This window comes from Planosporangium thailandense, from assembly GCF_011947195.1.
Lineage (GTDB): Bacteria > Actinomycetota > Actinomycetes > Mycobacteriales > Micromonosporaceae > Planosporangium > Planosporangium thailandense.
The window spans coordinates 226,231-241,995 of the sequence record NZ_JAATVY010000008.1 but is presented as its reverse complement, the minus strand read 5'-3'; the positions used below and the strand labels follow the sequence as shown (position 1 = coordinate 241,995).

Here is a 15,765-nt window from a genome sequence, read left to right as displayed (position 1 = left end):
CGCTACCTGTGGCGCTGGTGCCGCCGGGCGTGGTGACCTGCAGGTCGACCGCGCCGGCGACGTGTGCCGGCAGGGTCACCTTCAGCTGGGTGTCCGAGACGCGGGTGAACGCCACCGCGACCCCGCTCAGCGTGACCTTGGTCGCGCCGGTGAGGTAGCTACCCGTGACCACCACGGGGGTGGACAGGTACGTGTACGCCGAGGTCACGCTCAGCCCGCTTACCACGGGCGGCGGCGGGTTCAGGTACGTGAGCTTGTCGGCGCTGCTGATCGTGCTCGTGCCGTACGGCGTGGTCACCGTGACGTCCACCGTGCCGGCGACCTTCGCCGGGGTGACGAACGTCAGCGACGTCGGGCTCAGCACCCGCACCCCGCCAGCGCCCGTGCCGCCCACCCGGACGGCGGTCGAGCCGATGAAGTTGGCGCCGGTCAGGGTGACCGTCGTGCCACCGAAGATGGACACTGACGAGACGCTGAGTCCGGTGACCGTCGGCGGCGGCGGCACGTACGTGAACTTCGACGCCGTACCGACCGCGCTGGTGCCGCCCGGGTTGGTGACCGTCACGTTGACAGTCCCGGCGGCCTGTGCCGGCACGGTCGCGACGAGCTGCGTCGCCCCGTTGTTCACGACGGAGGTGAAGGACGCGCTGGCGGTGCCGAAGTTGACGGCGGTCGCGCTGGCGAGGCCGGCGCCGGTGATGGTCACCGTGGACCCGCCGTTCGTGGTACCGGTGTGCGTGGACATCCCGATGATGGTCGGGGCGATCGCCTTGGGCTGGGCCGGGGTCGACAGGCCGTTGACCGTGTACGCCTCGTAGATGGTGTTCTCGATGAAGGCCCACGACAGGTGCGCGTCACCGTTGTAACCCCAGTAGGTGCCCCACTGGTTGCGGATCCAGACGCCCTGGCTGTCGTAGCCGAACACGGTGACGGCGTGGCCGCCGAGGTTCGAGCCGCTGGTCGGGTTGTAGAGGACGTTGCCGCGCAGGTCCATGAAGGACTGGTACACCGGCATGCCGATCACCACCGGCGTGTCCGATGCGAGCGCCTGCTCGATGGCGATCTTCTTGTTGCCCTGTGGGTCGTTCCCGGCGCCCGTCCAGAGGGTGTTCCAGCCGGTGATCTTGTAGTTCGCCGCGTTGGCGATCTCAGCGGACGTCGGTGGCGTCTGCCAGGTGTAGGTGCCCTGGAAGTAGTCGTCCTGGGTGTCGACGCCGTGCGTCTGGGCCTCGGTCAGCGCCGTCGTGAAGTACAGCCCGCCGCTGGGCGGGCCGCCGACGGGGTTCGAGCGCAGATACAGGTACAGGGGGGCGTACGGTGCGCCGGAGCCGCCGGTGCGCGTGGCGTAGTAGCCCATGATCGAGTGGGCGATGCTCCACGCCACGCAGGCGCCGATCTGCCCCTGGTCACCGACCGGCGGCGCGTACTGCCGCAGGTCCACCGAGGCGGGAAGCGTGTCCTGGGCGCCGGGCCGCGGGTGGGCGGCGACCTTCTTCGGGTTGGCCAGAAGGCCGCCGATGGGGTGCGTCGCCGTGGGGCCCTGCTTGGGGGCAGGCTTGGGGGCCGACGTGACGGCCGGCTTGGCGGTCGACGTGACGGCCGGCTTGGCGGTCGACGTGGCGGTCGCCTTGACGGCGGTGGTCGAGGCGGGTGCCGGCTTGGCGGCGGCCGTCGACCGGGTAGCGGTGGGAGGGCTCGCGGCCGCGAACGCGGGGGCCGTGGCCGAGGCGCCCACCGCCGCGGCTAACAGGCCGACCGCGACGCGGGCGAGCGTCCGGTTCACACGATGCATCCATGCTCCTTGGGAGAGGTCTCCCACCGTCGGATCCGGGGACCCGGCGGTGTCCTGTCCCTCGGCCTTCGGTGCCGGGGGTCGAGGGCATATCGCCGCGGCTGGATGGCGACTGAGAATTTCACCGGGTGAATTTGAGAAAAGTCCTCATGACGTCAACCGGCCGGCCGACCTAAGACACCTTTACGCGGCCATCTGCATGAATTGCCCCAATTGTTCGATCGTCGCCGATCAGGTGGCTGGCGCCGCCGGCCGGGGGACAGAGGCGGCCGGCGATGCGGCAGGAGTTCAGTCGGACGCCGATCGTTGCCGGGGCGACGTGGCACGTCGGTCCGCACGGCATAGCGGCACGTCGGTCCGCACGGCATAGCGGCACGTCGATCCGCACGGCATATCCGTAGCAACCGGACAGACGTCTCGACCGTGACGAAGCCCCTGACCCCTCGGTTGTTCCGTCCTTCGGCCCGAAGTGCTCAACCGGCGAGCGGCCCGGCCGATGGTTGCGCAGAGCCTTTCGACGGGAGCGGCTGGGAGGAAGCGATGATCCAGGATATTGGTCTCTACGCGGGCGAGCCCGAGTTCGCCGGCTTCGCCGAGCTGGGCCCGGTGACCGCCGAGCACAAGGCGTGGCCGTCCGGCACCCCCAGCATGCTCGAGGTCAACGCGCAGCTGCAGGCGCAGGCCGCCCGTCTCGGCGCGGACGCGGTCATCAGGGTGGTCTACACCGGTCACGGGCGTCGCCTGAAGGCGGTCGGGATCGCCGTCAAGCGGGTCGTCTCGGTCGTGCCGGCCACGGTCGACATCATCGCGGCGGAGTGGGACGCGTACTCCTACTGCTGACCGCGGGGCACCCCAACCATCGGCGTGACGCCCTCCCGGAGATGATCTCCGGGAGGGCGTCACGGCTTTCCGGGCCGACTCGCGCATCGGCTCGTGTTGAAGCGCCGGTCGTGATCTGCGATAGCCTCACGGATCTCGTGACCGGTCCGCGCCCGTGACGTACCGGAACACGCGGACAGTGAAGGATGCGAACGTGACCGACGTTGACTGGGCGAGCCTGCGCCGAGCCGCGACCGACGTGATGGCCAGGGCGTACGTGCCCTACTCGCGGTTCCCGGTCGGCGCGGCGGCCCTGGTCGACGACGGTCGTGTGGTGGTCGGCTGCAATGTGGAGAACGCCGCGTACGGCGTCGTGCTGTGCGCCGAGTGCGGGCTGGTCTCCTCGCTGCACGCCACCGGCGGCGGCCGGCTCGTCGCGTTCACCTTCGTCGATCAGCACGGCGACGTGCTCATGCCGTGCGGACGCTGCCGGCAGTTGCTGTGGGAGTCCGGCGGACCCGACCTGCTGGTCGAGACCGTGAGCGGGATCCGCCCGATGTCCGAGGTGCTGCCCGACGCTTTCGGGCCCCATGACCTGAAGGAGCGCGCATGAGCCAGGCGCACGACGCCGTCGACGTCATCCGGACCAAGCGCGACGGCCACGAGCTGTCCGACTCCCAGATCGACTGGGTCATCGACGCGTATACGCGCGGCACGGTGGCGGATGAGCAGATGGCCGCGTTGGCCATGGCGATCCTGCTGAACGGGATGAACCGGCGGGAGATCTCCCGCTGGACCAACGCGATGATCGCGTCCGGCGAGCGCATGGACTTCTCGTCGCTGTCCCGCCCGACCGTCGACAAGCACTCCACCGGCGGTGTCGGCGACAAGATCACCCTGCCGCTCGCTCCGCTGGTCGCGGCGTGCGGCGCGGCTGTACCCCAGCTGTCCGGTCGGGGCCTCGGGCACACCGGCGGGACGCTCGACAAGCTCGAGTCGATACCGGGCTGGCGCGCCGGGCTGTCGAACCCGGAGATGCTCAAGCAGCTCGAGGGCGTGGGCGCCGTGGTCTGCGCGGCGGGGGAGGGGCTCGCGCCGGCGGACCGGAAGCTGTACGCCCTGCGCGACGTCACGGGGACGGTCGAGGCGATCCCGCTGATCGCCAGTTCGATCATGAGCAAGAAGATCGCCGAGGGTACGGGCGCGCTCGTGCTCGACGTCAAGGTCGGCTCCGGCGCGTTCATGAAGGATCCGGCGTCCGCCCGGGAGCTCGCCCGGACCATGGTCGACCTCGGCGCGGACGCGGGGGTCAAGACCGTGGCGCTGCTGACGAACATGAACACACCGCTGGGCCGTACCGCGGGAAACGCCCTTGAGGTACGCGAATCCGTCGAGGTACTCGCCGGTGGCGGGCCGGCGGACGTCGTCGAGCTGACCGTGCTGCTGGCGCGGGAGATGCTGGCGGCCGCGGGATTCGACGGCGTCGACCCGGCGGACAAGCTCCGCGACGGATCGGCCATGGACGTGTGGCGCCGGATGATCGGCGCTCAGGGCGGAGACCCGGACGCGCCGCTTCCGGTGGCCCGCGAGCGCCACACCGTCGTCGCGACCGCCGACGGCGTGGTGGCCGTGATGGACGCCTACGACATCGGAGTCGCCGCCTGGCGGCTCGGCGCCGGCCGGGCCCGCAAAGAGGATCCGGTACAGGCGGGCGCAGGTGTCGAGCTGCACGCCAAGCCGGGTGACGAGGTCCGCGCCGGCCAGCCGCTGCTGACGCTGCACACCGACGAGCCCGAACGGATCGAGCGCGCGCTCGCGGCGCTGGAAAGCGCGGTGACCATCGCGCCGGAGGGCTCCGAGCCCGAGGTCACCCCGCTTGTGATCGACCGGATCGCCTGACGGTCCGGCTACGCCAGCAGTCGGATCTGCCCGGCGTCCACCGTGATGTTCGTTGGCTTGAGCGGCTGGGTGGCGGGCCCCTGCTTGACCGAGCCGTCGGTGGCGGAGAACCGGCTGCCGTGGCAGGGGCAGACGATGACGCCGTTCTCCACTTTGGAGACCGTACAGCCGGCATGGGTGCACCGCGCGCTGAAGCCCTTGAAGTCGTTGGCGGTCGGCTGGGTCACCACGACGCCCTGATCGGCGAACACCTTGCCCCCGCCGACCGGGATGTCCGTGGTCTGTGCCACGACGCCCGCGCCGCCCTCGCCGGGCGCGCGCGTACGCGGGCCGTGCTCGGGACCGCCCTGGTTGCTGTTGGAGTCCGGATGGTTCTGGGTGGTGGATCCGCCGCAGCCGGCCAGGGAGAGGCCGCCGACAGCGGCGGCGCCCAGGAGAACTCCCCGCCTGCTGGTCGTGGGTGTCCAGTCGGCTCGCATGGCTGTCCCATTACCCCCCGCGCGCGCCGCCATGCACGGGATCGCGCACCGTCCACAACGGAGATTCGTCACGCCGTGATCACATGGATTCCCGGCCCGGTGGGCCGGCTCTGCTTGGCGGCGTAGATCGCGGCGTCCGCCCGGTGGATCAACTCCTCGGCGTCGGCCGCGCCCTCGGCGGCACCGGTGCCGATACTCGCCGAACTCCTCGCGGGCGTCGTGCGGGCCGCCGTACGGGCCGCTGGCTCCTGCCAAGCTCACGCACCGCACCGTAGGGCCCGCGACGGCCGCCGGAAATCACCCTGCCGGGTTTGTCCGGTCGCAGGCGGGACAGTCAGAGGACGTGTACTGGACGTTCGTCTTCATCTGGCGCGACGAGAACCCCGACGAGGACGTCGACAGGTTCCCGCCGGCGCAGCCCGGCTTCCACTTCCGGCCGCCCACCCGTACCCGCCGCTGACCTCGCGCCTCACCCGGATCGGGGGAGGTGCGCGGCGGGGCGGCGACGTAGCGTTCCGGGATGGCCGATGAGCTTGAAGAACTCTTCGTTCGCCAGGTCGATATCGGCATCGCGGACATGGAGATGTCGACCGCAGACGGCGTGGTCACCACGAGGGTGGTGGTGGAACGGGCCACGGCGACCGAGAACGAGAGCGGTCGGGAGCGGCAGCTTCTGTTGATCTACGGGGCCAACGAGGTGCCGGCGCTCGCCGACGCGCTGCGCTCGGCGGCCGACCGGGCCAGGACCGCACCCGCCTAGCGCGATCCGCGGACCACTGGCGTGATCCGCGGACGATCAGAACTCCCGCGCCCGGCGCAGCGCCGGCGGCCGGCCGTCGGGATCGACGAGAAGGCGGTAAGCCGGCGCGGTCCACAGCGCCGTCGTGGCCTTGATCGTCGGTGGCCGGTAGGTCCGCAGCCGTCCGGGCGGGCGCGGACCGACCGTGCCGGCGGCGTGCCAGTCGTCGAGCTTGCTCGCGGCCGCGGCGAACGCGTCGAACGCCGCAGCGGGGTCACTCAAGTCCCCGTCGTCGCCGTCGGCCCGGTCGAGATGCTCCCGGGCCAGGCGCAGCCGCAGCTCACGGGCGTACGTCCCGGCCTCGTCGAGGACCGCGCAGGACAGTTCCGAGTCGAAGGTCCACGACCGCAGGTTGACGTTGTCCGAGCCCACCATGGCCCACTCGTCGTCGACGACGGCGACCTTGGCGTGCACGTACACGGGGGTGCCCGCGTGGTTTTCCGGCGAGTAGACCGCGATGCGCTCGCCGCCGGCCCGGTACAGCGTGCGCAGCGCCTGTAGCCGGCCGTAGTCCTCCGCGGTGCGCGACAGCCGGCTCTCCTGGTCGCTGAACGCGGGTATGACCGCGATGAGCCGCAGCCGGGGCTGGTTCGCCAGCGCCTCGGCGAAGGCCTGCACCACCTCCGGAGACCACAGGTACTGGTCCTCGAGGTACACCAGCCGCCTGGCCCGGCTCAGCGCCTTGAGGTACCCGCGGGCGATGCTGCGCTCGCCGTGCGGTGCGAAGGCGTACCCCTTGCGCCGGTACGGGTAGGTGCGCAGCAACTGGACGGCGTGCGGGCCGCACGGCGCCGGGTCGGGAAGCCGCTCCGGGAGCGGGCCGGGGGTGACGTCCCCGCCCTGTAATCGGTCGCGCAGGCGGCGCAGGGGGTTTCGGCTCAGCGGCGCCGGGTCCTCCCAACGCTCCCGGAACACCGTCTCGACGTCGGCGACCGCCGGTCCGCGGATCTCGACCTGGACGTCGTGCCACGGCGGGGTGGGCCCGTACGCGCCCGCCATGCGTACCGGCTGCGGATCGCCGCGATGGTCGGCGTCGTCACGCCGACTGTGGCAGAGGTCGATCCCGCCGACGTAGGCGACGTCCAGTTCGGGCCGGCCGGGGTGGCGCAGCAACACGAACTTCTGGTGGTGCGAGCCGCCGGCGCGTACCCGCATGTCGAGCAGGCACTCGCCGCCGACCGCCTCGATCTCCTCGCCCAGGTGGCGGTTCTCCGCTTCGCTGAACTGGAGCTTGTCCAGGTGCGAGCGCCAGATCAGGCCCTTGACGACGACCCCGCGCCGGGCCGCGTCGCACAGCGTCCGGGCGATCTCGGACCCGGGACCGTCCAGGCGCTCGTCGGGGTCGCCACGCCAGTCGGTGAACAGCAGCAGGTCCCCGGCGCGCATCCGGTTGACCGCGGCGCGCAGCGCCGTGAAGTACTCCGCGCCGTGCACGAGCGGCCGTACCTGGTTTCCGGTGGTCCACGCGGCGCCGTCCGGGTGGCGCGCGTCGATGGACGTGGCGGGGTTACCCCGCTCTTCAGGCAGCAGAAACCACTCGTCCGGTCGCACGTCCACCTCCGGGGTGATTTGAGATCAGCGATGCGACAAGGGTGCCCAGCGGTGGCCGATCGCATGCATGGCCTGCCGCCTGACCGGGTATTTCGCTGATCACGGGTGCGATGGAGGTGATGACGATGGTGGGCCACCGGAGCCGTGCCACCAGGCCGGCCGTGGCGCTGTGGCTCCTCGTGCTGATGGCCGACAGCGCGGCGGCGGGGACCGTGACAGCGCCGGCGTACCTGCTCGCCGCGGCGGTCGTACTGGCGCTCGTGCTGGTCGAGGTGCGTGCCGTCACCGCCCGGCGGCAACAGCTCAAACCGGTGCCGGTACGGGTACGCGCGGCGCGTGACCCGTACGACCGTCGCCGTCCGGGACGACGGTAGGGGTGCGCCGCGGTAGTCGATCAGCGCCGAGCAGGATCGTTACGCTCAGCACATGACCCTGCCCGCGTCGTTGATGAAGACCGCCGCCATCCGTGACGGGCTGGAACGGGTACGCAGCAATGCCATTCTCGTGATCCAGGCCGGGCTGGCGGCCGGGCTGGCCTGGTTCGTCGCCCATGATCTTGTCGGGCACCCGCGCCCGTTCTTCGCTCCGGTCGCCGCGGTGATCCCGCTGGGCGCGGCGCTGGGGCACCGCATCCGCCGGGTCGTCGAGCTGTCCATCGGCGTCGCGGTGGGGGTCTTCGTCGGCGACGGGCTGATCTATCTGATGGGTACCGGCCCGTGGCAGCTGGCGGTGGTCGTGGCGCTCGCCGTGACCGCGGCCCTCTTCGTACGCGGCAGTCCTGTCCTCATCATCCAGGCGGCGTCGTCGGCCGTGCTGGTGGCGACCGTCCAGCCGCCCACCTCCGGCCTCGGGTACCCGCGGTTCGTCGACGCCCTGGTCGGCGGCGGCGTCGGGCTGCTGGTCACGGCGCTGCTGCTGCCGACCAACCCGATGACCTCGGTGCACCGTGCGGTCGAGCCGCTGATCGCAGCGATCGCGGACGGGTTCGAGGGGGTGGCGGCGGCGCTCGACGCGCGCGACCGGCCCGCCGCCGAGCAGGCGCTGGAGCGGCTGCGGGACACGAACTCCGCGATCACGGCGTACGCCGACGCGCTGGCGGCCAGCCGGGAAGCGGCCCGCCTGTCACCGGTGTGGCGGCGCTCCCGCGCGCGGATGACCAGGTACGCCGAGAGCGCTCCGGAGCTGGACCGCGCGGTCCGCAACGCGCGGGTGCTGGCCCGCCGGGTGGTCGCCCTGCTGCGCGACGACGAGCCGGTACCGGTCGAGCTGCTGACCGCCGTGGAGGAGCTCGGCGCGGCGACCCGCAAGTTCGGTCGCATGCTGGAGCGCGGCGAGGAGCCGGTCGCCGTCCGCAAGCTGCTGATCTGCGCGGTCCGCCACGCCTCCCGGGCGCACGAGGCGACGCTGGGCTTCTCCGGGCAGATGACGATCGGCCAGATCCGGTTCGTCGCGACCGACCTGCTGCGCGCGACCGGCATGGACCGTACCGCCGCCGAGAAGGCCGTCCGGGCGGCCTCGACCGGACGGGCGGGCGACGACGAGTGCGTGCGGGTGCGCCACCCCTAACGGGGCTGCAGCCCTTCTAGTCGGGGCGGTTCGCGCTCCGGCTGCTGCCCGCCCCGACCGCGACCCGTGCCCGCACGGCCTCGGGATGGTGCTGCGGCTCGGCGTAGAAGCTGAGCCCGATCACGGCCAGCAGGGTCACCAGGAAGCCGGCCGCGGCGAGCCACTCCCGCCCGGGATGGATCTCGTCGCCGAGCAGCAGTAGGCCGACGGCGGCCGCCGGCACGGCGGACGCGGCGTCCATCGCGGCGACCGCGGACGTCGTGGAGCCGCGCTGCATCGCCATGGCGAGCAGCAGCTGGCCGACGAGCGAGTGGGCGATCATCAAGTACAGCAGCGGGTAGGTCAGGATGTGGTGGATCGAGTGCATCCCGGCCAGGGGACGCGACGCCACGGCGGCGGCGGAGAAGGCCACGCCGGCGAGGGAGCCGAGCGCGACCGAACCGTGTGATCCGTGCAGCCTCGCCGCGAAGAAGCCCACCGCGCCGATGAGCACCAGGAGGGTGGCCAGCCCGACGTCCCCGGCGAGGCCGAGCTGCCGGGACGGGTGCGGTCGGGCGGAGACCACCAGCGCGGCCAGGCCCGCGCTCAGCGCCCCGAGCAGCGCCAGCTCCGCCTTGGGCAGGCGCCATTTCAGTACGAGCACGCCGAGCAGGGCCGTCACGCCCAGGCCGGCGGCGACGGCGGCCTGGACCAGGAACAGGGGCAGATCCCGCCGGGCGAGGACGGCCAGCAGGAACCCGATGGTCTGGCAGAGCAGCCCTGCCAGGTAGGTCTTGCGCTTGCCGAGGCTCAGCAACAGCCGGGGGCTGAACCCGGTGTGCAGGTCGGTGCGGGCGGCGGCGACGGACTGCAGCAGGTTGGCCACGCCGTACGCGACGATCATCGCCGCGAGGAAGAACCAACCTGCAGACATCACCGGGGAAGGATAGACCGCTGGGGGTCCGTCCCGGGTCACGACGTCTGTGTGCCCGGGTCAACTCCCAGTCGGCGGTAAATCGCGTCGTGCAGTTTGCCGTTGGTCGCGATCGCGCTTCCGCCGTACGGGCCGGGCCGGCCGGCCAGATCGGTGAACGTGCCACCGGCCTCGGTCACGATGGGGATCAGCGCGGCGAGGTCCCACAGCGACAGTTCGGGCTCCACCATGACGTCGAGGGCGCCCTCGGCGAGCAGCATGTACCCGTAGAAGTCCCCGTACGCCCGGCTGCGCCAGGCGTGGCGCATGATGTCCAGCATCGCGTCCAGCCGCCCGATCTCCTCCCAGCCGGTCAGCGACGAGTAGCAGAACGAGGCGTCGGAGAGTTGGCTGACACCGGAGACGTGGATCTGGGTCGCCGCGGTCCGGTGCCGGCCCGCGTACGCGCCGAGCCCGGTCGCGGCCCACCAGCGCCGGCCCAGCGCCGGAGCCGACACCAGGCCCACCACCGGCTCGTCGCCGTCGAGAAGGGCGATCAGGGTGGCCCACACCGGCACCCCGCGGACGTAGTTCTTGGTGCCGTCGATCGGGTCGATCACCCACCGCCGCCGGCTGGAGCCGCTGGCCGCCGTCGCGCCGTACTCCTCGCCGAGCACCGCGTCGCGGGGCCGGGCCCGGCTCAGCGTGCCGCGCAGCGCCTTCTCCACCGCCGTGTCGGCGTCGGAGACGGGCGTCAGGTCCGGTTTAGTACTGACATGCAGGTCCAGCGCGCGGAAGCGGGCCACCGAGATGGTGTCGGCGGTGTCAGCGAGCAGGTGTGCCAGTGCGAGGTCGTCGGCGTACCGGGCCATGCCGTGAACCTATCCGAACCTCCTGGCCACCGCGCGGGGACGGGCCGTCGGCGGAGATAAGTTGGTTAGCCGTGAGACCGGAAGCACTGTGTGGGCTGTTGGCCGAGCCGGAACGGCTGCGCGTGTACGCGGCGGTGGTGCTGGGCGCCGACCTGCCGAGCGCCGTCGCCGACCGCACCGGGCTGCCGGCCCGGTCCGTGGTGGCCGCGCTGCGCCGGCTGCAGACCGGCGGGCTCGTCGACACCGTCGACGGCCGGTTGGTCGCCCACACCGACGTGTTCAAGGATTCGGTACGCGAGTACGCGCCGCCGCCGGCGCGAACCAAACCGCTGGACCCGGACCGGCAGAAGGACGCGGTGCTGCGCACGTTCATCGTCGACGGCCGACTGGTCGGAATCCCGGCGGTCAAGGGCAAGCGCCGAGTGATCCTGGAGCACCTGGCCGCCTGTTTCGAGCCCGGCGTGAAGTACCCGGAGAAGGCCGTGGACGCGATCCTGCGCGCCTGGCACCCCGACTACGCCTCGCTGCGCCGGTACCTCATCGACGAGGAGCTGCTCGCCCGTGACAACGGGGTCTACTGGCGGACCGGCGGCTACGTCGAGGTCTAGGAGGTTTCTTCCGGTTCACCCGTACGCGAGGCCAGCAACCGGCGGTACGACAGCAGCCGGCGCGGGTCGGCCCCGCCCTCGGCGACCAGCTTGTCCAGCCCGCAGTCGCCGCTGCCGCCGGTGTGGTCGCAGTTGGGCGGGCACCGGGTGGATGCCTCGACCAGGTCGGGAAAGCCGTGCAGCAGGCTGTCGGGCGACACGTGGGCCAGGCCGAACGAGCGTACGCCCGGAGTGTCGATGATCCACCCGCCTTCCGGCAGGCGCAGCGCGACGGCGCTGGTGGAGGTGTGCCGGCCCTTGCCGACCGCGCTGACCGCCCCGACGGCCCGGTCGGCGTCCGGTACGAGGCGGTTGACCAGCGTCGACTTGCCCACTCCGGAGTGGCCGACCAGGACCGAGACGCGCCCGGCCAGCGCTTCCCGCAGCTCGTCGGGCTCGCGCTCGGGCCGGCACAGCACGTACGGCAGGTCCAGCTCGGCGTAGTAGTGGAGGACCTCCTCCGGGCCGGCGAGGTCGGCCTTGGTCAGGCACAGCAGCGGCTCGATCTCGGCGTCGTACGCGGCGACCAGGCACCGGTCGATGAACCCGGTACGCGGCGGCGGGTCGGACAGCGAGCTGACGATTACCAGCTGCTCGGCGTTGGCCACGACGACGCGCTCCTGGCGCCCCTCGAGCGCGTTCTCGACGTCGTCGGCGGTACGCATGAGCGTGGAGGTGCGCTCGTCGATGCGGACGATCCGGGCGAGGGTGTCGGGGCGGCCCGACACGTCGCCGACGAGGTGCACCCGGTCACCCACGACCACGCCGCGCCGGCCGAGTTCGCGGGCGCGCATCGCGACGACGGTCCGGTCGTCGTCGACCACGCACGTGTACCGGCCACGGTCCACGGCCACGACGAAGCCAACGACGGCGTCCTCGTGGCGCGGTCGGATGCGGGTACGCGGTCGCGTGGAGCGACCGGGGCGTACCCGTACGTCGTCCTCGTCGTATTCGCGCGGTCGCCTCAGTGCTCAACCTCCGGCTGGCTCACCATCGCCGACCATAGTGCCGGAAACTGCGGCATCGTCTTCGAGGTGCATCCGACGTCGCTGAGCGCCACGCCGGGCACCGCGAGCCCGATGACCGCGCCGGCGTGCGCCATGCGGTGGTCGTCGTAGGTCTCGAACGCCCCGCCGGTCAGCGGCCGGGGGCGGATCTCCAACGCGTCCGGGTGCTCCACCACGTCGGCGCCGAGCCTGGTCAGTTCGCGGGCGAGCGCCGCGATCCGGTCGGTCTCGTGGCCGCGGATGTGCCCGATGCCGCGCAGCCGCGACGGGGAGTCGGCCAGGGCGGCGAGGCCGGCGAGGACGGGCGTCAGCTCGCTCACGTCCGACAGGTCCGCGTCGAGGCCGTGCACGGCGCCGGTGCCCCGCATCGTGAGGCCCTCGGTCGACAGGGTCGGTTCGCCGCCCATCTCCGACAGCAGTTCGCGCAGCCGGTCGCCGGCCTGGGTGGTGGTGCGCGGCCAGCCGGGCACGGTCACGGCGCCCCCGGTGACCAGCGCGGCGGCCAGGAACGGCGCGGCTCCGGACAGGTCGGGCTCGATGTCCCAGGCGCGCCCGGCCAGGCGACCCGGCTGGACGGCCCAGACGTCCGGGGTGCTGTTGTCGACGCCGGCGCCGACGGCCCGCAGCATCTGGACGGTCATCTCCAGGTGCGGGGCGCTGGGCACCGGCGGGCCGACGTGCCGGACGACCACGCCCCGGTCGAAGGTGGCGGCGGCGAGCAGCAGGCCGCTGACGAGCTGGCTGGAGCTGGATGCGTCGATGGTCACCTCGCCGCCGGTGACCCGGCCGGCGCCCCGTACGGTCATCGGCAGCCGGCCGCCCGGTGCGGCGTCGATGTCCACCCCGAGCCGGCCGAGCGCGTCGATCAGCGGCGCCATCGGCCGCAGGCGGGCGCGCGGATCGCCGTCGAACGTCACCGGTCCGTCGGCGAGCGCGGCCACCGGCGGCAGGAAGCGCATCACGGTGCCGGCCAGCCCGACGTCGACGGACGCGGGGCCGCGCAGCGGCTGGGGGCGTATCACCCACAGGTCGTCGTCGCCGGTGCTCACGGTCGCGCCCATGGCCTGCAGTCCGGCGGCCATGAGCATCGTGTCGCGGGCGCGCAGCGGGGCGCGCAGCGTGCTCGAACCGGCCGACACGGCGGCGAGGACGAGCGCCCGCGCGGTCATCGACTTGGAGCCGGGCAGCCGGACCGTCGCCGTGACGGGGCCGGCGGCGGTCGGCGCCGTCCACGGCTGGGCCTGTCTGCTCGACCGGGTTGCGGTGGAATTGCTGTCTGCCACCCGTACAGTCTGCCGAACGCCGATGTGCCGGGCCACGGCGCGTACCGGTTGCTCCTGTTGGGTGGGACATCCGTTGTCGGCCGAGATGGCGCGAAGGGACCACGCGGCGTCGCGGCCGCGGGTACCGTGTTCGCCATGTGCGGCCGGTACGCCACGACCCGTAGTGCCACCGATCTCAGCGCGCTGTTCGACGCGAGCGATGAGACCGGTGACGGTCTGGCCGCCGACTACAACGTGGCGCCGACCGACGCCGTGCCGATCGTGCGGCGATCGCGGAGCGCGGAGGCGACCGTGCTGTCCACGGCCCGGTGGGGTCTCGTGCCGTCGTGGGCCAAGGACACGAGCGGCGCCGCTCGCATGATCAATGCGCGGGCGGAGACGGTGGCGACCACCCGGGCGTACGCGCCGTCGTTCGCGACCCGTCGCTGCCTGGTCCCCGCCGACGGGTGGTACGAGTGGGTCCGCCACTCGCCCAGGCAGCGCCAGCCCTACTTCATGACCCGCTCCGACGGCGGCGTGCTCGCCTTCGCCGGCCTGTGGTCGGTGTGGGGCGACAAGCTTCTCACCTGCACGATCGTGACCACGGCGGCCGTAGGGGAGTTGTCGCTGGTGCACGAGCGGATGCCGCTCGCGCTGCCGCCGGACCGCTGGCGGCGGTGGCTCGAGGGGGACGCCGCGGCCGCCGTCGCCCTGCTGGAGCCGGCACCCGCGGACTACCTGGAGTCGATCGAGATCCGTCCGGTCGGCGCGGCGGTCGGTGACGTCCGTAACGACGGTCCGGGGTTGGTGGAGCGGGTTCCGGCGGCGCCTCTCGGGGTGGTTGCCGAGCAGCCACAGGACCTGACGCTTTTCGACTGATACGGCGGGATTGGGGGGAGGGCTTTTCTGCAATTTTCCTTAAGAGCCTTGTCGCGAGATATCGACGTGCGATAGAACAACGCGCCGGTGGGCGTGCTGTTCTGTCGTCTGTTCGCGCCTGCCGAAATGTCGTAACCCACGGGGGAGGTGGGTGCATGACCCGGGCGCGAATGCCACGTCCGCACGAGGTTGCTGCAGCCAGGAAAGATCCACGACTGCTACGCGCGCTGAGTGAACGCGACCTCGATCCGGCCTGGCGTACCAGGGGACTGTGCCAGAGTGTTGATCCGGAAACCTTCTTTCCGGCGCCCAGCGAGCCCGCGGATGCCGCGGTCGCGCTCTGCCGTACCTGCGATGTCCAGGGCTCCTGCCTGGCCTGGGCGCTCGACGTCGGCGACTGCCACGGTGTCTGGGGCGCCACGACGCCCCGCGAGCGGCGGGCGATGCTCGTCGCGTGGCGCGCCGAGGCGCCGGCTGTCGAGGCGCCGGCTACCGAGACGCTCGCCGGTGTGAACGTCTTCCGGGTGCTCGAACAGGTGGGTGCCGGCAGCCGGTAGCCAGGTCGGCTGCGATCATTCAACAATGATCGAGGTCGCCACCGCGTACGGGCCGGCCCGGCTCGACATCGACCACCCCGCCAGCGGCCCCTCGGCCCTGCTCGTGCTCGGGCACGGCGCCGGTGGCGGGGTGGACGCCGTCGATCTTGTCGCCGTCCGTGCCGCCGCGGTCGCGGCCGGCCTGACGGTGGCCCGTCTCACGCAGCCCTACCGGGTGGCGGGGCGACGGGCGCCGGCGCCGGCCAGTCAGCTCGACCGTGCGTACGTCACGGCCGTGAGCGCACTGCGCGATCTGGTGCCGCCGGGGCTGCCGCTGATCGTCGGCGGCCGGTCGAGCGGGGCACGCGTGGCCTGCCGCACCGCGGATGAGCTCGGCGCCGTCGCGGTGCTCGCGCTGGCGTTCCCGCTGCACCCACCCGGCAAGCCGGACCGCAGCCGGGCCGGCGAACTGCCCACCGGGCTGCCGACCCTCGTCCTCAACGGCGACCGGGACCCGTTCGGCGTGCCGCCGGCCACCGGCGCGGTCGAGGTACGTGTCCTTCCGGGTGAGACGCACGACCTGCGCCGTGATCCGGCGGCCGTGGCGGCCCTGGCCGTGGCCTGGCTGGCCGACCATGGCTGGACGGCCGGCTGATCCGACCCGGACGCGGCTGTGTCCGCCAGACTCGGAATGATCCGCGGGTGGACGGGGTTTCATCTCGCTGGAGGGCCGGCGCCTCGGGCGCCTGGGCACTGGCGAAGGGG

The 15,765-nt window shown here is 72.3% G+C and carries 16 protein-coding genes and 1 pseudogene; 10 read left to right on the top strand and 7 right to left on the bottom strand.

Translation table 11 applies throughout. The features are described 5' to 3' along the window. A partial coding sequence (locus tag HC031_RS14655; RefSeq protein WP_205862727.1) for an IPT/TIG domain-containing protein occupies positions 1 to 1,792 on the bottom strand: 1,792 nt, incomplete at its 3' end. 540 nt (positions 1,793 to 2,332) lie between these two features. On the opposite strand from HC031_RS14655, the gene HC031_RS14650 reads away from it, so the two are divergent. From HC031_RS14650 to HC031_RS14640, 3 genes and pseudogenes are all read left to right on the top strand, one after another. Then, positions 2,333 to 2,632 carry a hypothetical protein gene (locus HC031_RS14650; protein WP_167925833.1) on the top strand — a complete coding sequence of 100 codons (300 nt, stop codon included), beginning with the start codon at positions 2,333 to 2,335 and terminating at the stop codon, positions 2,630 to 2,632. 193 nt (positions 2,633 to 2,825) lie between these two features. Then, positions 2,826 to 3,212 (top strand): annotated as a pseudogene (locus HC031_RS14645) (cytidine deaminase); the annotation flags it as partial. Positions 3,213 to 3,220: 8 nt separating this feature from the next. After that, on the top strand, positions 3,221 to 4,510 hold the full coding sequence (locus HC031_RS14640; RefSeq protein WP_167925831.1) for a thymidine phosphorylase: 1,290 nt from the start codon (positions 3,221 to 3,223) through the stop codon (positions 4,508 to 4,510). An 8-nt stretch (positions 4,511 to 4,518) separates the two neighbouring features. On the opposite strand, the gene HC031_RS14635 is transcribed toward HC031_RS14640, so the two are convergent. Beyond that, positions 4,519 to 4,989 (bottom strand): Rieske (2Fe-2S) protein, encoded by a 471-nt coding sequence (locus HC031_RS14635; RefSeq protein ID WP_167925830.1) that lies wholly within the window; start codon positions 4,987 to 4,989, stop codon positions 4,519 to 4,521. 520 nt (positions 4,990 to 5,509) lie between these two features. Here HC031_RS14635 and HC031_RS14630 point away from each other — a divergent pair. Then, positions 5,510 to 5,749, top strand: coding sequence for a hypothetical protein (locus HC031_RS14630; protein WP_167925829.1), 240 nt, complete (start codon positions 5,510 to 5,512; stop codon positions 5,747 to 5,749). Between the two features lie 36 nt (positions 5,750 to 5,785). Here HC031_RS14630 and HC031_RS14625 read toward each other — a convergent pair whose 3' ends face one another. Beyond that, positions 5,786 to 7,339, bottom strand: coding sequence for a phospholipase D-like domain-containing protein (locus HC031_RS14625; protein ID WP_167925828.1), 1,554 nt, complete (start codon positions 7,337 to 7,339; stop codon positions 5,786 to 5,788). Positions 7,340 to 7,464: 125 nt separating this feature from the next. Between HC031_RS14625 and HC031_RS14620 the strand changes: the two genes are divergently transcribed. Together HC031_RS14620 and HC031_RS14615 are read left to right on the top strand one after the other, a co-directional pair. Then, positions 7,465 to 7,713 carry a hypothetical protein gene (locus HC031_RS14620; RefSeq protein ID WP_167925827.1) on the top strand — a complete coding sequence of 83 codons (249 nt, stop codon included), beginning with the start codon at positions 7,465 to 7,467 and terminating at the stop codon, positions 7,711 to 7,713. 52 nt (positions 7,714 to 7,765) lie between these two features. Further along, positions 7,766 to 8,905 carry an FUSC family protein gene (locus HC031_RS14615; protein WP_167925826.1) on the top strand — a complete coding sequence of 380 codons (1,140 nt, stop codon included), beginning with the start codon at positions 7,766 to 7,768 and terminating at the stop codon, positions 8,903 to 8,905. Between the two features lie 16 nt (positions 8,906 to 8,921). On the opposite strand, the gene HC031_RS14610 is transcribed toward HC031_RS14615, so the two are convergent. Together HC031_RS14610 and hisN are read right to left on the bottom strand one after the other, a co-directional pair. Then, positions 8,922 to 9,788: a hypothetical protein gene (locus HC031_RS14610; protein ID WP_167925860.1), complete on the bottom strand. Its 867-nt coding sequence runs from the start codon at positions 9,786 to 9,788 to the stop codon at positions 8,922 to 8,924. A gap of 68 nt (positions 9,789 to 9,856) precedes the next feature. After that, entirely contained in the window at positions 9,857 to 10,669 is an 813-nt protein-coding gene (hisN, locus tag HC031_RS14605; protein ID WP_167925825.1) for a histidinol-phosphatase, read from the bottom strand. Positions 10,670 to 10,740: 71 nt separating this feature from the next. On the opposite strand from hisN, the gene HC031_RS14600 reads away from it, so the two are divergent. Then, positions 10,741 to 11,277, top strand: a complete 537-nt coding sequence (locus HC031_RS14600) for a DUF2087 domain-containing protein (protein ID WP_167925824.1) — start codon at positions 10,741 to 10,743, stop codon at positions 11,275 to 11,277. Here HC031_RS14600 and rsgA read toward each other — a convergent pair. Together rsgA and aroA are read right to left on the bottom strand one after the other, a co-directional pair. Continuing rightward, a complete protein-coding gene (gene rsgA / locus HC031_RS14595) occupies positions 11,274 to 12,209 on the bottom strand; it encodes a ribosome small subunit-dependent GTPase A (protein WP_167925859.1) in 936 nt (311 codons plus the stop codon). The two genes, HC031_RS14600 and rsgA, sit on opposite strands and share 4 nt — an antisense overlap. A 71-nt stretch (positions 12,210 to 12,280) precedes the next feature. Further along, positions 12,281 to 13,606 carry a 3-phosphoshikimate 1-carboxyvinyltransferase gene (gene aroA / locus HC031_RS14590; protein ID WP_167925823.1) on the bottom strand — a complete coding sequence of 442 codons (1,326 nt, stop codon included), beginning with the start codon at positions 13,604 to 13,606 and terminating at the stop codon, positions 12,281 to 12,283. A gap of 135 nt (positions 13,607 to 13,741) precedes the next feature. Between aroA and HC031_RS14585 the strand changes: the two genes are divergently transcribed. The 3 genes from HC031_RS14585 to HC031_RS14575 all read left to right on the top strand — a co-directional run bounded on the left by HC031_RS14585 (position 13,742) and on the right by HC031_RS14575 (position 15,655). Beyond that, positions 13,742 to 14,464: an SOS response-associated peptidase gene (locus tag HC031_RS14585; protein WP_167925822.1), complete on the top strand. Its 723-nt coding sequence runs from the start codon at positions 13,742 to 13,744 to the stop codon at positions 14,462 to 14,464. A gap of 155 nt (positions 14,465 to 14,619) precedes the next feature. Continuing rightward, a complete protein-coding gene (locus HC031_RS14580; protein ID WP_338090658.1) occupies positions 14,620 to 15,021 on the top strand; it encodes a WhiB family transcriptional regulator in 402 nt (133 codons plus the stop codon). 25 nt (positions 15,022 to 15,046) lie between these two features. After that, on the top strand, positions 15,047 to 15,655 hold the full coding sequence (locus HC031_RS14575) for an alpha/beta hydrolase family protein (protein ID WP_167925821.1): 609 nt from the start codon (positions 15,047 to 15,049) through the stop codon (positions 15,653 to 15,655). Positions 15,656 to 15,765 lie beyond the last annotated feature (110 nt).

Excerpts from the sequence above, each read along its gene's own strand:
- HC031_RS14650 (WP_167925833.1), top strand. The coding sequence starts at position 2,333 with ATGATCCAGGATATTGGTCTCTACGCGGGCGAGCCCGAGTTCGCCGGC.
- HC031_RS14575 (WP_167925821.1), top strand. The coding sequence starts at position 15,047 with ATGATCGAGGTCGCCACCGCGTACGGGCCGGCCCGGCTCGACATCGAC.
- hisN (WP_167925825.1), bottom strand. The coding sequence starts at position 10,669 with ATGGCCCGGTACGCCGACGACCTCGCACTGGCACACCTGCTCGCTGAC.
- HC031_RS14620 (WP_167925827.1), top strand. The coding sequence starts at position 7,465 with ATGGTGGGCCACCGGAGCCGTGCCACCAGGCCGGCCGTGGCGCTGTGG.
- HC031_RS14640 (WP_167925831.1), top strand. The coding sequence starts at position 3,221 with ATGAGCCAGGCGCACGACGCCGTCGACGTCATCCGGACCAAGCGCGAC.
- HC031_RS14585 (WP_167925822.1), top strand. The coding sequence starts at position 13,742 with ATGTGCGGCCGGTACGCCACGACCCGTAGTGCCACCGATCTCAGCGCG.
- HC031_RS14615 (WP_167925826.1), top strand. The coding sequence starts at position 7,766 with ATGACCCTGCCCGCGTCGTTGATGAAGACCGCCGCCATCCGTGACGGG.
- HC031_RS14580 (WP_338090658.1), top strand. The coding sequence starts at position 14,620 with ATGACCCGGGCGCGAATGCCACGTCCGCACGAGGTTGCTGCAGCCAGG.
- HC031_RS14630 (WP_167925829.1), top strand. The coding sequence starts at position 5,510 with ATGGCCGATGAGCTTGAAGAACTCTTCGTTCGCCAGGTCGATATCGGC.
- HC031_RS14635 (WP_167925830.1), bottom strand. The coding sequence starts at position 4,989 with ATGCGAGCCGACTGGACACCCACGACCAGCAGGCGGGGAGTTCTCCTG.
- HC031_RS14610 (WP_167925860.1), bottom strand. The coding sequence starts at position 9,788 with ATGATCGTCGCGTACGGCGTGGCCAACCTGCTGCAGTCCGTCGCCGCC.